This window comes from Streptomyces sp. NPDC090077, from assembly GCF_044747545.1.
In the GTDB taxonomy this organism is placed as follows: Bacteria; Actinomycetota; Actinomycetes; order Streptomycetales; family Streptomycetaceae; genus Streptomyces.
Window position 1 is genome coordinate 161,548 of record NZ_JBIVEG010000001.1, and the last position, 15,164, is coordinate 176,711.

General features: G+C 75.9%; 14 protein-coding genes. 12 read left to right on the top strand and 2 right to left on the bottom strand.

The genetic code is table 11. From position 1 onward, the window contains the following. Positions 1–110: 110 nt before the first annotated feature. Together ACIPW5_RS00715 and ACIPW5_RS00720 are read left to right on the top strand one after the other, a co-directional pair. Positions 111–1,874: an ATP-binding cassette domain-containing protein gene (locus ACIPW5_RS00715; protein ID WP_401238384.1), complete on the top strand. Its 1,764-nt coding sequence runs from the start codon at positions 111–113 to the stop codon at positions 1,872–1,874. Further along, positions 1,871–3,619, top strand: coding sequence for an ATP-binding cassette domain-containing protein (locus ACIPW5_RS00720; RefSeq protein ID WP_401238387.1), 1,749 nt, complete (start codon positions 1,871–1,873; stop codon positions 3,617–3,619). Before ACIPW5_RS00715 ends, ACIPW5_RS00720 begins: the two co-directional genes overlap by 4 nt. An 11-nt stretch (positions 3,620–3,630) precedes the next feature. On the opposite strand, the gene ACIPW5_RS00725 is transcribed toward ACIPW5_RS00720, so the two are convergent. Continuing rightward, on the bottom strand, positions 3,631–4,239 hold the full coding sequence (locus ACIPW5_RS00725; protein WP_401238390.1) for a response regulator transcription factor: 609 nt from the start codon (positions 4,237–4,239) through the stop codon (positions 3,631–3,633). 371 nt (positions 4,240–4,610) lie between these two features. On the opposite strand from ACIPW5_RS00725, the gene ACIPW5_RS00730 reads away from it, so the two are divergent. The 10 genes from ACIPW5_RS00730 (at position 4,611) to ACIPW5_RS00775 (ending at position 14,773) form a co-directional block, all read left to right on the top strand. Further along, on the top strand, positions 4,611–5,132 hold the full coding sequence (locus ACIPW5_RS00730) for a MarR family winged helix-turn-helix transcriptional regulator (RefSeq protein ID WP_401238392.1): 522 nt from the start codon (positions 4,611–4,613) through the stop codon (positions 5,130–5,132). Between the two features lie 121 nt (positions 5,133–5,253). Further along, positions 5,254–5,712 carry a hypothetical protein gene (locus ACIPW5_RS00735; protein ID WP_401238395.1) on the top strand — a complete coding sequence of 153 codons (459 nt, stop codon included), beginning with the start codon at positions 5,254–5,256 and terminating at the stop codon, positions 5,710–5,712. Further along, a complete protein-coding gene (locus ACIPW5_RS00740) occupies positions 5,709–6,575 on the top strand; it encodes an NmrA family NAD(P)-binding protein (RefSeq protein ID WP_401238398.1) in 867 nt (288 codons plus the stop codon). Before ACIPW5_RS00735 ends, ACIPW5_RS00740 begins: the two co-directional genes overlap by 4 nt. Positions 6,576–6,779: 204 nt before the next feature. Next, positions 6,780–8,174 (top strand): hypothetical protein, encoded by a 1,395-nt coding sequence (locus ACIPW5_RS00745; RefSeq protein WP_401238401.1) that lies wholly within the window; start codon positions 6,780–6,782, stop codon positions 8,172–8,174. 177 nt (positions 8,175–8,351) lie between these two features. Next, complete coding sequence (locus ACIPW5_RS00750; protein WP_401238403.1) at positions 8,352–8,981, top strand: ankyrin repeat domain-containing protein; 630 nt, start codon at positions 8,352–8,354, stop codon at positions 8,979–8,981. After that, positions 8,978–10,090 (top strand): hypothetical protein, encoded by a 1,113-nt coding sequence (locus tag ACIPW5_RS00755; protein WP_401238406.1) that lies wholly within the window; start codon positions 8,978–8,980, stop codon positions 10,088–10,090. The genes ACIPW5_RS00750 and ACIPW5_RS00755 overlap by 4 nt, the downstream gene beginning before the upstream one ends. Before the next feature lie 47 nt (positions 10,091–10,137). Then, a complete protein-coding gene (gene bla / locus ACIPW5_RS00760; RefSeq protein WP_401238409.1) occupies positions 10,138–11,025 on the top strand; it encodes a class A beta-lactamase in 888 nt (295 codons plus the stop codon). Positions 11,026–11,169: 144 nt separating this feature from the next. Continuing rightward, the gene (locus ACIPW5_RS00765) at positions 11,170–12,354 is read left to right on the top strand and encodes a serine hydrolase domain-containing protein (RefSeq protein WP_401238412.1); all 1,185 of its coding nucleotides are present in this window, start codon (positions 11,170–11,172) and stop codon (positions 12,352–12,354) included. 74 nt (positions 12,355–12,428) lie between these two features. Continuing rightward, entirely contained in the window at positions 12,429–13,469 is a 1,041-nt protein-coding gene (locus ACIPW5_RS00770) for a vWA domain-containing protein (protein WP_401238415.1), read from the top strand. A gap of 182 nt (positions 13,470–13,651) precedes the next feature. Continuing rightward, positions 13,652–14,773, top strand: coding sequence for a glycoside hydrolase family 26 protein (locus ACIPW5_RS00775; protein ID WP_401238418.1), 1,122 nt, complete (start codon positions 13,652–13,654; stop codon positions 14,771–14,773). Here the strand turns inward: ACIPW5_RS00775 and ACIPW5_RS00780 are convergent. After that, the gene (locus tag ACIPW5_RS00780) at positions 14,757–15,014 is read right to left on the bottom strand and encodes a hypothetical protein (protein ID WP_401238421.1); all 258 of its coding nucleotides are present in this window, start codon (positions 15,012–15,014) and stop codon (positions 14,757–14,759) included. The two genes, ACIPW5_RS00775 and ACIPW5_RS00780, sit on opposite strands and share 17 nt — an antisense overlap. Between the last annotated feature and the right edge of the window lie 150 nt (positions 15,015–15,164).

Here is a 15,164-nt window from a genome sequence, read left to right on the forward strand (position 1 = left end):
GCACCTCGCCCGGGCCCGCACCTCGTCCCGGGCGGCCCTTCGCGCGGGCCCGCACCCCGTCCCGGGCGGCCGCGTCCCGCGCCGCCGGGAGACCCCAGGAGCCGCCGCCGATGACCCCGCCCGAAGCCGCCGGCACCCCCGGTGAGACGGCGGCCAACCGTGCCGCCGACCGGGCCCTGCGGGCGGCCGCACGGCACAGCGCCGGCCGCACCGCGGCCGTGTCCGGCTGCTCGCTGGCCGCCGCGTGCGCGGCGCTCGCCGAACCGGCCCTCCTGGGCCACGCCCTCGACCTGCTCCTGCGCCGCGACCCCTCGGGCACCCGGTGGGCCCTCTACTGCGCGGCGGTGATCGCCGCCGAGGTCCTGCTGGACGCCGCGACCGCACGGCTCACCGGCGGCGTCGACGCCCGCTCCACCGCCTGGCTGCGCCGGCGCGGCCTCACCGCGCTGCTGCGCACCGCACCCCACCACGCCGCCCGGCACTCCCCCGGCGAGGTCTCGGCCCGGCTCACCGCGCACGCCGCGGGCGCGGGGACCGTTCCGGCGGCCGTCGCCACGGCCGTCACGGCCCTGCTGCCGCCGGCCGGGGGTCTCGTCGCCCTGTTCCTCGTCGACGTCTGGACCGGCCTCGCCTTCCTGGCCGGGGTGCCGGTGCTCGTGCTGCTGCTGCGGACCTTCACCCGTGCGTCGGGGGCCAGCGTCGGCCGGTACCAGCAGGTGCAGCTCGCGCTGGCCGGCCGGCTCGCCGAGGCCCTGGCCGGCGCCCGCACGATCGCGGCGGCCGGCACCGCCGGGCGCGAGGCGGCCCGGATCCTCGCCCCGCTGCCCGAACTGGGCCGCGAGGGAAGGCTGATGTGGCGGATCTACGGGGGGACCGCCGCCCGCACCGGCGCCCTGCTGCCGCTGCTGCTCTACGTGGTCCTCGGCGTGGGCGGCATGCGCCTCGCGGCCGGGGCGCTGGGCGTCGGCGGCCTGCTCGCCGCGGTCCGCTACGCGGGGCTCGCGGCCGGCGCCGGAGCCGTCACGGGCCGCCTCGCGGCGGTGGTGCGCGGACGGGCCGCCGCCCGCCGCACCGCCGCCCTCCTGGACCTGCCCGAACTCCCGCAGGGGGACCTGGAACACGCCGCCCACGGCCCCGGCACGCTGGAGCTGCGCGGCGTCCGCCTCGTGCGGGCCGGCAGGACCGTGCTGGACGGCGTCGACCTGCGCCTGGCGGGCGGGACCACCACCGCGATCGTCGGCCGCTCCGGGTCCGGCAAGAGCCTGCTGGCCGCGGCCGCCGGACGGCTCACCTCCTGCGACGGGGGCCGGGTGCTGCTGGACGGCACCCCGCTGGAGGAGCTCACGGCCGGGGCGCTGCGCCGCGAGGTGGGCCACGCCTTCGAGCGGCCCGCCCTGTTCGGGCCGAGCGTGGGCGCGGCCATCGCCTTCGGAACGCGGCCGGAGCCCGCTGCGGAGGCCGTGCGCCGCGCCGCGCGGGCCGCCGGGGCCGACCCGTTCGTACGCCGGCTGCCCGAGGGCTACGGCACACCGCTCGCCGACGCCCCGATGTCCGGCGGGGAACTGCAACGCCTCGGGCTGGCACGGGCGTTCTGCGGGGCGGGCCGGGTGCTGGTGCTGGACGACGCCACCTCGGGCCTGGACACCGTCACCGCCCGCGAGGTGGAGCGCGCCCTGGCCCGGGACGTCGGGGCGCGGACCCGTCTCGTGGTGACCCACCGGGCCTCCACGGCCGCCCGCGCCGACCTCGTCGTATGGCTGGAGGAGGGCCGGGTACGGGCCACCGGGGCGCACGCGGAGCTGTGGCGGGACCCCGGCTACCGCGCGCTGTTCGGGGCGGGCGGGAAGCCGGCCGGACCCGGGGCGGACCGGTGAGCGGGGACGGCGGCCGGCGTCGGGTCGGCGGCGAGGGACTCCGCTTCCTGCGCGGCCGCGCCCGGACGCTGCGCGGTCTGGCCCTGTGGTCCCTGCTGGAGTCCGCGCACACCTTCCTCGGCGGGTACGCCGTGGCCCGCGCCCTCGACGACGGCTTCCTCGCCGCGCGGCCCGGCACCGGCCTGGCCTGGCTGGCGGTGGCCGGGGCCGGCGCCCTCCTCGGCGGGCTGGCCCTGCGGGGGGTCTTCGGCGGGCTCGCCGACCTGGTCGAGCCGATGCGCGACGGCCTGGTGCGCCGGGCCGTGCGGCAGGCCCTGGAGCGCGCGGTCGCCGACCCGGCGCGGGCCGTGCACGACGGTGCCGTCTCCCGGCTGACCCAGCAGACCGAGACGGCCCGGGACTCCTTCGCGGGGCTGGTGCTCGTGGCCCGGTCCTTCGTCTTCACGGCGGCGGGCGCGCTGGCCGGGATGGCCGCACTGGCGCCGGTGCTGCTGCTGTTCGTGCTGCCGCCGCTGGTCCTGGGCACGGCCGGGTTCCTGCTCACGCTGCGTCCGATGGCGCGCGTGCAGCGCCGGGCGCTCGACACCGACGAGGCCCTGGCGGCCCGGACCGGCGAACTGGCGGCGGGCCTGCGGGACGTGGTCGCCTGCGGGGGCGGCGCGGAGGCGGGGGCCGGCCTGCGGCTGCTGATCTCCGACCAGGAGCGGCTGACGGGGCTGCTCTCCCGGTGGGCCGCACTGCGCACGGTGGCGCTCGGGGTCGCGGGCCGGCTCCCGGTCGTCGCGCTGCTGTTGGGTGCGCCGTGGCTGCTGGGGCGCGGGCTGAGCGCGGGGGCGCTGGCCGCCGCGTTCACGTACCTGGTGCAGTCCCTGCTGCCGGCCCTCGATGCGCTCATGGGCGCCCTGGGCTCCGCGGGGACCCGGCTGGCCGTGGTCCTGGAGCGCTTCTGCCCCCCGCGGCCGGAGCGGGCGGCGGTTCCCGCTCAGGATCCGGCTCCGGATCCGGTTCCCGCGGCCGGGGGCGGGGGGCCCGCCGCCGAGCTGCGGCGGGTGCGCTTCGCGTACGGGGCGCACGCCCTGCCGGTGATCGACGGCCTCGACCTGGAGCTGCGCGAGGGGGAGCACCTCGCCGTCGTCGGGCCGAGCGGCATCGGCAAGTCCACGCTCACCGCTCTGCTGGCCGGCCTCCTCCCGCCCGGCCGGGGCCGCGTCCTGCTGGCCGGCGCCCCGGCCTGGCGGGGGCCCGCGCGGGGTCCCGATCCCCGGCGGACCCTGCTGCCGCAGCAGGCGTACGTGTTCACGGGCTCCGTCCGCGAGAACCTCACGCACCTGTGCCCCGGGCCGGTGTCCGGGGCGCGGCTGGAGCGGGCCGTGGCGGTCCTGGGGGCGGAGGGCCTCGTGGAGCGGCTGGGCGGGCCCGACGCGCCGCTGGACCCGGCCGCGCTCTCACAAGGCGAGCGCCAGCTGCTGGCCCTGGTGGCCGCCCACCTCTCGCCCGCTCCGCTGCTGCTGCTCGACGAGGCCACCTGCCACCTGGATCCGGCGGCCGAGGAGCGGGCGGAGCGGGCGCTCGCCGACCGTCCCGGCACCCTGGTCGTCGTGGCCCACCGCATCTCCTCGGCGGCGCGGGCCGACCGGGTCCTCGTCCTCGACGGGACCCGTGCGGTCTGCGGGACACACGCGGACCTGCCGGGCCGGTCGGCGCTCTACCGGGAGCTGGTGGGGGTGTGGAACGCCCGGGTGTGAAGGGGCCGTTCTCAGACCCAGCCGGCCCGCCGGGAGATCCGGATGGCGTCTATCCGGTTGCGGGCGCCGATCTTGCGGGTGGCGGCAGCCATGTAGTTGCGCACGGTTCCGCTGGCGAGGTGCAGGGCGTGCGCGATCTCGGCGATGGAATCGCCCTCCGCGGCCCGGGCCAGCACCGTCAGTTCGCGCGGGCTGAGCGGCATGGGGTCGGCCTCCAGCAGGGCCGAGGCGAGGGACGGGTCGACGAACCGCTCCCCGGCGGCGACCTTGCGGATGGCCCGGACGAGCCGGCCGGGCGTTCCGTCCTTGTCCACGTAGCCGTGCGCTGCGGCGCGGACCCCGCGCTGCAGGGAGCCGGGCGCTCCGGAGGTGGCGAGCACCAGCAGCGGGGCGGGCGGTCCGTCGAGCGGGCGGGGGGTCCCGGCCCGGGCCTCCAGGGTGGCGGACGCCCCCGGACAGTCCAGGTCGACGACGGTCACGTCCGGCCGTAAGGACTCCGCCTGGCGCGCTGCGGACCGCCAGCCGGCGCACGTGACGTCGAATCCGCCCTCGGATCTCAGCAGGGCGGCGAGCGCCGACCTCACGAGGCTGACGCTGTGCAGGACGAGGACCTTGGTCATCGGGGGCTCTCCTCGGGTACTGATCAACGGGCACCAAGCGGGTTCCCGCCAACCCACGGGTAGGAACGTCCTCGTCCGCGGCCCAGGGGGGCGCGTGGCCGAAGCCCGGCGCCCGGGTGGCGGGCCCGCGGGCGGCCGTACCCCCGCCACGCTCTGCGGGTACGGCCGCGGAGCCGGGGCGCGCCTGCCGGCGGAGCCAAGCGGTAGGGCCGATTCCGGGCGCCTCGGCGTGCGGTGGGGCGGGGTTCGGAGGGCGCTTCGCCGCGGATCCCCCGTGTCCGCGGGACGGCCGCCCCACCGGTGCGGGCCTGCGCGCCGCCGTGGCGCGCGGTCACTTGACCGGCAATCTGATTAGCCGCCATACTTTCTTCGTGATCCAGCATCCCGACGGCGGCCCGGCCGCACCCACCCTCGACCAGGCCCGCCGCCAGATCGCCCGCTACGGGCTGACCGCCGATCCGCAGGCGGTCCTGGTCGCCGCGCGGCTGATGGCCGCGGGCGCCCGGATCGGGCAGGCGGGCGAGGTGCACTTCGGCCGCTTCGGCCTCTCCACCGGGCGCTACCGGCTGCTGGCCGACCTGGAGGACCACGGCGGCGAGAAGTCACCCTCCCAGCTCGCGGCGAGCCTCGGCGTCTCCCGGGCGACCGTGACGGGCCTGGTCGACGGCCTGGAACGGGAGGGACTGGTGGCCCGCCGGCCGTCCACCGAGGACGGGCGCGGCAACGTGGTGGTCCTCACCGCACGCGGCGCCGACAAGCTGCGCGACCTGGCGCCGGAGCACTTCAGCCGGATGGAGGGCCTGGTCGGCGGCCTCTCCCCCGAGGAACGCGCCACCTTCCTCGACCTGCTGGCCCGGGTGGTCGCGGGCATCGACTCCCTCACCGGGGACTGACACCGCGCCAGGCGGGCCGCCGGCCGGCGGTCCGCCCTTTCCCCGCACCACCAGTTAGCCACCTAAGCAATCCGCACCCTGGTAATTAGGCACCTAATCAATGCATTCGAGAGGACGACCCGTGACGCACCAGCAGGCTCCCGGCGCTCCCCCGCCGACCGCCCTGTGGCCCGACATCCTGGCCGCCTACGCCATGCCCGCCCTGACGGCCGGACTCGCCGGGGCCCTCACCGGGCAGCCGCAGCTCACGACCGCGGCGCTCACCACCATCGGCGGCACCTCCGCCCTGGTGGCCGCCGCACTCGGCGCGCACCTGCGGCGCCGGACCGCGCCGCGCACCCGGACCGCCCGGACCCCGCGCGCCCTCGCGGCCGCCGGTCTGGGCCTGGCCGCCGCCGTGCTCGGCCTGGCCGCCGGGCTCGCCGCCGCCCGCTGGCTGCCGCAGGTCCCCGCCCTCGCCGACAGCCCCTGGCCGCCGCGGCTGCCGGTCGACCTGACGGTCTCCGCGGCCATCGCGGCCACCATCACCGCCTGGCGCCGGCTCCCCGCCGCGCCCCGGACCGAAGGACGTACCCCGTGATCGTCGTCATGGGCGCCGCCGGCGCCACCGGCAGTGCCGCCCTGCGCAGCCTCGCCGCCCTCGGCGTACCCAGCCGGGCCCTGAGCCGGGACCCGGCCCGCCTGGCCGCCGGGCTCGACGGGCGCACCCTCGCCCGTACCTCCGTCCTCGCGGCGGACGCCGCCGACCCTGAGTCCCTGCGGGCCGCCTTCCGCGGCGCCCGCCGGGTCTTCCTCACCATGGCCAACGGCCCGCAACAGGTCCGGTACGAGCTGAACGCCGTCGAGGCGGCGGCCGACTGCGGCGTGGAACACGTCGTCAAGGTGTCCGCGCCCGCCGCCGAGCCGGACTCCCCCGTCGCCGTCTCCCGGGGCCACCACCTGGTCGAGGAGCGGCTGAGGTCCTGCAGCGTCACCGCCACCGTCCTGCGGCCGTACGCCTTCATGCAGAAGCTGCTGCTCCTGGCGCCCGGCATCGCCGCCGCCGGGGTGGTGCACGGCGCCATGGGCCGGGCCCGCTGCAACTACGTGGACGTCCGGGACATCGGGGACGCGGCCGCCGCGGTCCTCACCGACCCGGAACCGGCCGGCGGCGCGTACCCGCTCACGGGCGGACGGGCCTACAGCCACCCGGAACTCACCGCGCTGCTCGGCGAACTGCTCGGCCGTCCGGTCCGCTACCTCGACCTGAGCCCGGCCGAGCTGCACGCCCACCTGGTCGGCCGGGCCGGGATGCCGCCCTGGCTGGCCACCCACGTGGTGGAGATCCAGCAGCTCGCGGTGGTGCGCGAGGAGACCCCGGACGACGCCTTCCTCCGTCTGACGGGACGCGCCCCGCGCACCCTGGAGGCCTTCCTCCGCGAGAACCTGCACCGGTTCCGCTGACCCGGGGTCAGCAGGACGGACGGGCCCCACCCGTTCGCCCGCCTCCGTGATCCGTACGGGCTGTCCGGGCGCCCGTACGGATCACGCCGGGGAGCCGACCGCCCGCCGGCGTGGTCGGCTGGGCCCGGCCGGCCGCGCTCCCCGGCGGCCGGCCGCGCCCCCTCGGTCACAGAAGTCGCAGAAGTCGCAGAAGGAGGAACCCCGATGTCCCGTCGGCATGTCCCGGCCGTCCTCGGCCTCGTCACGGGCGCGCTGGTGGCCGTCCCGGCCCAGGCCGCGCACGCCGCCCCCGTGGAGGTCCGCTGCTCGGTCCCGGATCTCGTCGCGGCGATCAACACCGCGAACGGCACCCCGGGGCCGGACACGCTCCGGCTCGCGCACGGGTGCACGTACAAGCTGACGGCACCGGACCCCGTACACCCCGGCAACGGACTGCCGGTGATCACCAGTGAGATCACCATCGACGGGCGCGGGGCCACCATCAGGCGCGAGGCCCACGGCAAGAAGGTGCCCAAGTTCCGGATCGTCTACGTCGAGAACACGGGCAGCCTCACCCTGACCCGGACGACGGTCAGCGGCGGCCACGCCACGGACTGCCCCGCCTTCCCCGACGCCGTGGGCGTCGCCTGCGGCGGCGGCGTGTCCAACAACGGATCGCTGCGGATCAGCCACAGCACGTTCACCGGCAACACGTCCTCGTCCGCCGTCTTCGCCCAGGGCGGGGCCATCGACAGCCCCGGCCGCGCCGCGAGCGTCATCGACACCGAGGTGAGCGACAACCACGTCGTCTACGACGGGAAGGCGCCCGAGGGGGGTGCCGCGGGCGGCGCCGTCTCGAACGACGGTCCGCTGACCGTCACCGGCTCCCGGCTCAGCGGGAACACCGCGACCGTCACCGCGAACACCAACAGCATCGCCTTCGGCGCCGCCGTCATCAGCTTCTCCGGGACGACCATCGAGGACACCGTCATCAGCGGGAACCGCGCCTTCGCGGTGAAGGGGATCGCGCGCGCCGCGCTGGCCAACGGCATTCCGGAGGAGCTCGGCAGACTCACCGTGACCGGCGGCGCCGTCCGCGACAACGTCGCGGACGCCCCGCACGGCACGGCCCAGGGCGGCGGCATCGCCAACAACGCCCTGATGACCGTCAGCGGCGTGAAGATCAGCGGCAACCGGGCCGTCGCCCAGGGCGGCACCGCGCGCGGCGGCGGCGTCCGCGTGGGCCCCTTCGGCACGCTCGACCTGGCGGACAGCCGTATCACCGGCAACACCGCCGAAGCACCGGGCGGCACCGCACAGGGCGGCGGCATCGACAACCCCGACGGGGGAACCCTGAAGGCCACGCGCAACGAGATCCTCCGCAACACCGTCACCGCGGGGAAGGGCACCGCGCAGGGCGGCGGCCTCTACCACGCGGGAGGAGCGACGGGGCTGGGCACGAGCACGCTGGAGCGGAACACCATCACCCGCAACCGGGCGGCCGACGGCGGCGGCATCTTCAAGGCCTCGGGCACGCTCACCCTCAGCGGTGACGTCGTCCGCGACAACCAGCCCGACGACTGCGCACCGTCCGGTGCGGTCCCGGGCTGCGGCGGCTGAGGCTCGGCGGCCGGGCGGCGCGGCGGCGGAGGCCGGGCCCTTGGGCGCAGGCCTGGTAGCGCAGGCCCGGCCGGGGCGGATCAGCCGATCGGATGACGCTCGGATCGGCCGGGCGGGCGGCACGGGAGGGACGGCGGGCGGACCGCCCCCGCCGGCGGGCCGGGCCACGATGGGCACATGAACCCGCACGACCGACTCCTGCTCGACGCCGCCCGGGCCGGCGACACCGACGCGGTGCGCGCCGCGCTCGCCGCCGGCGCCGCCCCGGAGACCCGCGACGAGGACCTCCGCACGCCGCTGCTGCTCGCGGTGCTCGGCGACCACCTCCGGGCGGCCGAGGTCCTGGTGGCCGCCGGCGCCGATCCGAACGCCCCGGACTCCCGCGCGGACAGCCCCTGGCTGGTCACCGGTGTCACCGGCAGCGTCCGCATGATGCGGGCCCTGCTCCCGGCCGGGCCCGACCTGACGCAGCCCAACCGGTTCGGCGGGACCGCCCTCATCCCGGCCGCCGAGCGCGGGCACGTCGGATACGTACGGGCCGTGCTCGCGGAGACCGGCATCCACGTCGACCACGTCAACCGGCTCGGCTGGACGGCCCTGCTGGAGGCGGTCATCCTCGGCGACGGCGGCTTCCGCCACGAGGAGGTCGTCCGGCTGCTGCTCGCCGCCGGGGCGGACCCGCGGCTCGCCGACTCCAAGGGGGTGACGGCGTACGAGCACGCGGTGCGGCGCGGCTTCGACGGCCTGGCCCGGCTGCTGCGCGCGGCTCAGGACCGGCCGGGCGGCGACGGCCGGAGCACGCGGTGAGCCGCCGGGCCCGTACCCGGGCGCTGCTCGCGGCCGTACCGGCGGTCCTCGCACTGCTGGGCGGCTGCACCACCGCCGGGGCGGAGGGCGGCGTTACGGCACCGGCACCGAGCGGGACCGCGCTGCCCGCCGGCCGGCCCACCCCCGGAGGGACCCTGCTCGTCGCCGACTTCGGGGCCGACACGGTGACCTTCGTCGACCCGCTGCGCGGCCCGGTCGGCTCCGTCGCGGTCGGCACCGCCCCGTACGGGCTGGCCGTCGGCCCGGACGGGCTCGCCTGGGTGGCGACCGCGGAGGGCGTGGCAGTGGTCGACACCCTCGCCCGGACCCGGGTGGCCCGGATCCCGTACACGACCGGTACGGGGCCGGCCGGCACCGGCGAGTACCGGGGCGGCGGCATGGGCATCGCGCTCTCACCGGACGGCTCGCGCGCCTACGTGGGGGTCAACGTGCCGGGCGGCCGGGGCGTGCTCGAAGTGGTCGACACCGCCGCGCGCAGGGTCACGGCGACGGTGCCGGTGGGCCGCCGCCCCTTCGACGTGGACGTCGCCCGTGACGGCGGCGAGGTCTACGTGACCGGCCACGACTCCTTCGACGTCACGGTGGTCGCGGCGGACACCCTCGCTGCGCGCCGCATCGAAGTCGCCCCCTACGGCACGGCGGGCGGGCTCGGGTCCTGGCTCAAGCCGCACTACGCGGTCGTCCGCCCCGGCGACGGCCGGCTGCTGCTGCCGTTCGAGGGGGAACGGCTGGCCGTGGTGGACCCGCGCAACGGTGCGGTCGCGGTGGAACCGATGACGGCCGACACCCACCAGCACGGGGCCGCCCTCACCCCCGACGGCCGCCTCCTGGTCGTCGGGACGGGCGCCGTGGAGGAGGGCGAGGGCCCCTCGCTCACCGTGCGGTCGCCCGGCGGCGACGAACGCGTGTACCCGCTGGACGGCCCGCACGAGGACGTCGCGGTGTCCCGCGACGGCCGCACGGCGTACGTCACCGGCGGCTACACGCGGGACGGCCACTGGAACGGGCTGACCGTCGTCGACCTCGCCGACGGCACCACCCGCCGCCTCCCGGCCGGCACCCGCCCCCTGGGCATCGCCGTCCTCTAGGCCGTGTCCTCCGGATCGTGCCGGGCCGGCCCCGCTAGCGTCGGGGCATGCCGCCGCCCCAGCCGGTCCACCGACTCACCCGGCGCCGGGTACTGGCCGCCGCGGCCGCCGTGCTGCCCCGCGGCGGCCCGGCCCTCACGGTCGCCGACCGGCTGGGGGCCCTCGAACGGGCCCGTTCGGCACGGCTGGGGGTCTTCGCCCGCGACCTCACCACCGGGCGGACGGTCCGGTACCGGGCGGACGAGCCGTTCCCCCTGTGCTCCGTGTTCAAGGCGGTCGCCGTGGCCGCGGTTCTGCGCGACCTCGACCGGGACGGAGCGTTCCTCGGAACCCGCTTCCGCTACACGGCGGGGGACGTCGCGCGGTCCGGCCACGCCCCGGTCACGGGGTTGCCGGAGAACCTGGAACGCGGCATGACGGGGGCGGAGCTGTGCGCGGCGGCCCTCACCCACAGCGACAACGCCGCCGCCAACCTGCTGCTGCGCGAGCTCGGCGGCCCGGGTGCGGTCACCCGCTTCTGCCGGTCCATCGGCGACGGGGTGACCCGGCTCGACCGGTGGGAGCCCGAACTGAACTCCGCGGAACCGGGGCGGATGACCGACACTTCCACCCCGCGCGCCCTCGGCCGCACCTTCGCCCGGCTCACGGTCGGGCCCGCGCTCGCCGACGCCGACCGCCGCCGGCTGACCGGGTGGCTGCTGGGCAGCACGACCGGCGGCAACCGGCTGCGCGCCGGGCTGCCGCAGGGCTGGACCATCGCCGAGAAGACCGGCACCGGCCGCTACGGCACCGCCAACGACGTCGGCATCGCCCGGCGCCCGGCCGGCGGCCCGATCACGATCGCCGTCCTCTCCACCCACCACACACCCGCCGCCCCACCCGACGACCACCTCCTCGCCGAGGTGGCCGCCCTGCTGGCCGCGGCCATGACGTGACCCCGTCCACGCGCTCCGGGTGCTGCCGTAGCGGGGGACTTCGTGTGGGCCGAACGGAGGCGGTGGGGCGCGGCGCGGGGGTGGGGGTTCGGGGCGGGTGCTAGTGGTGTGAACCGCCGCCCCACCGCACACCGGGAGACATCCGTGCCCACCCGCGCCTCCGTACGCCGTTTCCGCACCGGTCTGTCCGCCGCGGCCCTCGCCGCCGCCGCGCTCGGCTCGCTGCTCCCGCCCGCGCAGGCGGCGGACGCGCCGGCCGGTCCGGCCCGCGACGAGCGGCTCCAGCGGGAGCTCGACCGGCTCGTCGCGCAGGACGACGGTCCGCCCGGGGTGATCGCCGTGCTGACCAGGGGTGACCGGACCCGGGTGTACACCGCCGGGGTCGGGGACCTCGCCACCGGCCGCCCGCCCCACCTCGACGACCACATGCGCATCGCCAGCATCGCGAAGGCGTTCAGCGGGGCGGTCGCGCTCCGGCTCGTCGACCGGGGGGCGCTCTCCCTCGACGACAGCATCGGCGAGGTGCTGCCCGACCAGCCCGAGGCCTGGCACGCGGTGACCCTGCGCCAGCTCCTCCAGCACACCAGCGGACTGCCCGACTTCTCGGCCGCCCCCCGGTTCCTGGAGATCCTCCAGGCCGACCCCCGGCACGTCTTCGACTCGCGCACCCTGCTCGACTTCGTGGCGGACGAGCCGCTGCTCTTCCGTCCGGGCTCCCTGTACGAGTACTCCAACTCCGACAACATCGCCGTCGCCCTGATGGCCGAGGCCGTCACCGGCCGCCGCTACGAGGACCTGCTCAAGGAGCTCGTGTACCGCCCCCTCGGGCTGCGCCGGACCAGCCTCCCGCAGGGCTACCGCCTGCCGCGCCCGTTCCTGCACGGCTACGACGTCGCCCCGCCCGCCGCGCCCGAGGACGTCAGCGAGGCCGTCGGCACCTCGGGGGTGTGGGCCTCCGGGGGGATCGTCTCCACCCCCCGCGAGCTCGGCGCTTTCATCCGCGCGTACGGCGGTCCCGCGCTGCTGTCGCGGAAGACCCGTAAGGAGCAGCTCGCGTTCCGCCCCGGGGACTCCTCCGAACCCGCGGGGCCCGGCACCAACGCCGCCGGGCTGGCGCTCTTCCAGTACACGACCCGCTGCGGCGTGCTGTACGGCCACACCGGCAACTTCCCCGGCTACACCCAGCTCGCCGCCGCCACCCCCGACGGCACGCGCTCCCTCACGTTCTCCATCAACACGCAGACCAGCAAGGGCAACAAGCCCGCCCTGCTCGCCCGTCTCCGCACGGTCCAGGAGGACTTCGCCTGCGCGCTCCTCAAGGACCGCTGAAACAAAGCTCCCGGACCGATTGTCAGTGGCGGGTGCGAGGATCTGGACATCACTCGGAAACAGGGGGAGCGGTCATGTCCGGAATCCAGAATTACATCAATCACGTCGCACTCGTACTGGACGCGAGTTCGTCCATGTCGCACCTGAGCCAGAAGGTCGTCGACGTCGCCGATCAGCAGATCGCCTATCTGGCCCGCCGTTCGAAGGAACTCGACCAGGAAACCCGGGTCACGGTCTACGTCTTCTCGAACAAGGTCGAATGCGTCATCTACGACAAGGACGTGCTGCGCATGCCGTCCCTGAAGCAGCTGTACCGGGTCGGCGGAATGACGGCCCTGCTGGCGGCCACGCTGCAGTCGCAGCGGGAACTGGCGCAGACCGCCCAGCTCTACGGCGACCACAGCTTCCTGACGTTCGTGCTGACCGACGGCCAGGAGAACGCGAGCCACCGGTGCCCCGGGGCACCCGGCCGCAACCCCTCCGACCTGGTGCGGGCCGTGGGAACGATGATCGAGACGCAGGACGACAACTGGACGCTGGCCGTCCTGGTGCCGGACCAGATGGGCAAGCGCGAGGCCATGCAGTGCGGCTTCCCCAAGGACAACATCGCCATCTGGGACGCCACGAGCACACAGGGGCTGGAGGACGCCGGCCAGGTCATCCAGGAGGCGACCGAGAAGTTCATGGTGGGCCGCACCAAGGGAATCCGCGGATCCCGTGCGGTGTTCTCCACGGGCGGGGAGGCGGTCAACAAGAAGGCCATCGAGGCGGCCGGGCTCACGCCCGCGGATCCGTCGGCCTACCAGCTCATTCCGGTGGCCCGCGACGCGGGAATCCGGGAATGGGTGGTCGAGAGCGGGCACACCTACCGCACCGGCTGCGCTTTCTACCAGCTGAGCAAGACGGAAAAGGTGCAGGCGCGAAAGCAGATAGCGGTGCTGGAGAAGAAGACGGACCGGGTCTACACGGGACCGGAGGCCCGCGCGCTGCTCGGCCTGCCGGACGCGGAGGTCCGCGTGAAGCCCGACCACAACGACGACTTCACGATCTTCGTGCAGAGCACCAGCGTCAACCGGAAGCTGGTCGCGCAGACCCGGCTGCTGCTCATGGTCTGAGGGCCCGGCACCGTTCTCCCGTCACCCGGTCGGGGGAAGCGGGTGGCGGTCCGCTACCGCGAATGGTCCAGGATCGGGACACCGGACAGGCCGTTGTCCGGGCGGGACGCCTAACGTCGCTGGGGAGGCACCCCTTCCGCAGAACGTTACGCAGCCCCTTTCGCAGACCTTGTGGAGACGCCATGTCCCGTAGAGGCCGCTGGATGGCCCGCGCCTGCGCCGCTACGGCCGCAGTCATGCTGCTCGCGACCGGGGGCGCCCCGGCTCCTGCGCCGCACGGGTCCTACGGGGGCGGCTCCGGGAAGGGGGTCGCGGTGGGCGCCTACCTCCACTACGGCTCCCCCGGCGTCGACCGGATGCAGGGGCTCTCGCGCTGGCTCGGCGGCACCGACCTGCGCGCCGGGCACACCTACCTGCCGGGCGACACCTGGGCGAACATCGAGGGGGCGCCCGACTCCCTGCACGCCTGGGCGCGGTGGCGCAAGGAGCGGCCGGACCGGCTGTTCGTCCTCAACGTGCCCATGCTGAACCAGAACGAGGCAGGCGTCCCCGACGGCCGGGTCGCCGAGCTGCTGCGCGCCGGCGCGGAGGGCAGGTTCGACCGCCACTTCCGGCGGCTGGCCGGGCGTCTGGTCTCCCTCGGGCTGCCGGACACGGTGATCGTGCTCGGCTGGGAGATGAACGGCTTCAACTACACCCACCGGTGCAAGCCGGATCCGGAGAGCTGGAAGCGGTACTGGCGCTCCATCGTGTCGTCGATGCGCTCGGTGCACGGGCAGCGGTTCCGCTTCGACTTCGCCCCCAACCGGGGCCCCGACTCGATCGGCTGGACGAAGTGCTACCCCGGGGACGACGTGGTCGACATCGTCGGGATGGACTCGTACGACCAGCCGCCCGGGGAGAGTTTCGCGGACCAGGTGACCCAGCCCTACGGCCTGCAGCAGCACGTCGACTTCGCACGGGCGCACGGCAAGCGGATCTCCTACCCGGAGTGGGGGCTGTTCCGCAACGGCGACAACGCCGAGTACATGCGGGACATGCTGGCGTGGATCGCCGACCACAAGCCGCTGTACCACAGCATCACCGACTACTGCCCGCACGGCGTGTGGCAGTGCGGGCAGAACCCGCGCGCCGCGCAGGTGTTCCGGGAGTTCCTGTCGGCAGGGCGGGACGGCCGGCCGGCGGGTGGGCCGCCGCGTCCGGGCGGCCCCGCCGGCGAGGCCGCCCGGACGGGTGCGGAGGAGCACGGCGCCCTCTGGGGCGGCCCCGCCCTGCTCGACGGGCCCGCTAGCAGTTCTCGCTGATCACCGACTCCAGGTCCGCCAGGGCCCGGCGCTCCTCCTCCAGCTTCGCCTCCAGCACGCCGCGCGTCTGCTTGAGGGCGGCGATCTGCTGCTGGTCCGGAGGGGACTGCGCCTCCAGGACGGCGATCTTCTGCGTGACCTCCGCCGCCTGCTTCTCCGTCTTCTCGATGCTCTTCCGCAGGTCCTTCGCGAGGCGCTCCATCAGTTCACAGCCGGATTCCCCGGGCATCGGTGAGTTCACGTCGGCTCTCCCTCGTCATGGCGCCCCGTGGCCCGGCGCGCCCACGCGGCCAGTATCGGAGCCGGTACCGGAGCCGGTTCCGGCCCGCACCCGGGGAAGTAGCCCGGACGGACCACGGTCCGTCCGCCGAGTGGCCGGACGCCTGCACGA

Bases quoted from the DNA above. Each gene is read 5' to 3' on its own strand.
- ACIPW5_RS00715 (WP_401238384.1), top strand. From the start codon at position 111: ATGACCCCGCCCGAAGCCGCCGGCACCCCCGGTGAGACGGCGGCCAAC.
- ACIPW5_RS00725 (WP_401238390.1), bottom strand. From the start codon at position 4,239: ATGACCAAGGTCCTCGTCCTGCACAGCGTCAGCCTCGTGAGGTCGGCG.
- ACIPW5_RS00745 (WP_401238401.1), top strand. From the start codon at position 6,780: ATGTCCCGTCGGCATGTCCCGGCCGTCCTCGGCCTCGTCACGGGCGCG.
- ACIPW5_RS00750 (WP_401238403.1), top strand. From the start codon at position 8,352: ATGAACCCGCACGACCGACTCCTGCTCGACGCCGCCCGGGCCGGCGAC.
- bla (WP_401238409.1), top strand. From the start codon at position 10,138: ATGCCGCCGCCCCAGCCGGTCCACCGACTCACCCGGCGCCGGGTACTG.
- ACIPW5_RS00770 (WP_401238415.1), top strand. From the start codon at position 12,429: ATGTCCGGAATCCAGAATTACATCAATCACGTCGCACTCGTACTGGAC.
- ACIPW5_RS00775 (WP_401238418.1), top strand. From the start codon at position 13,652: ATGTCCCGTAGAGGCCGCTGGATGGCCCGCGCCTGCGCCGCTACGGCC.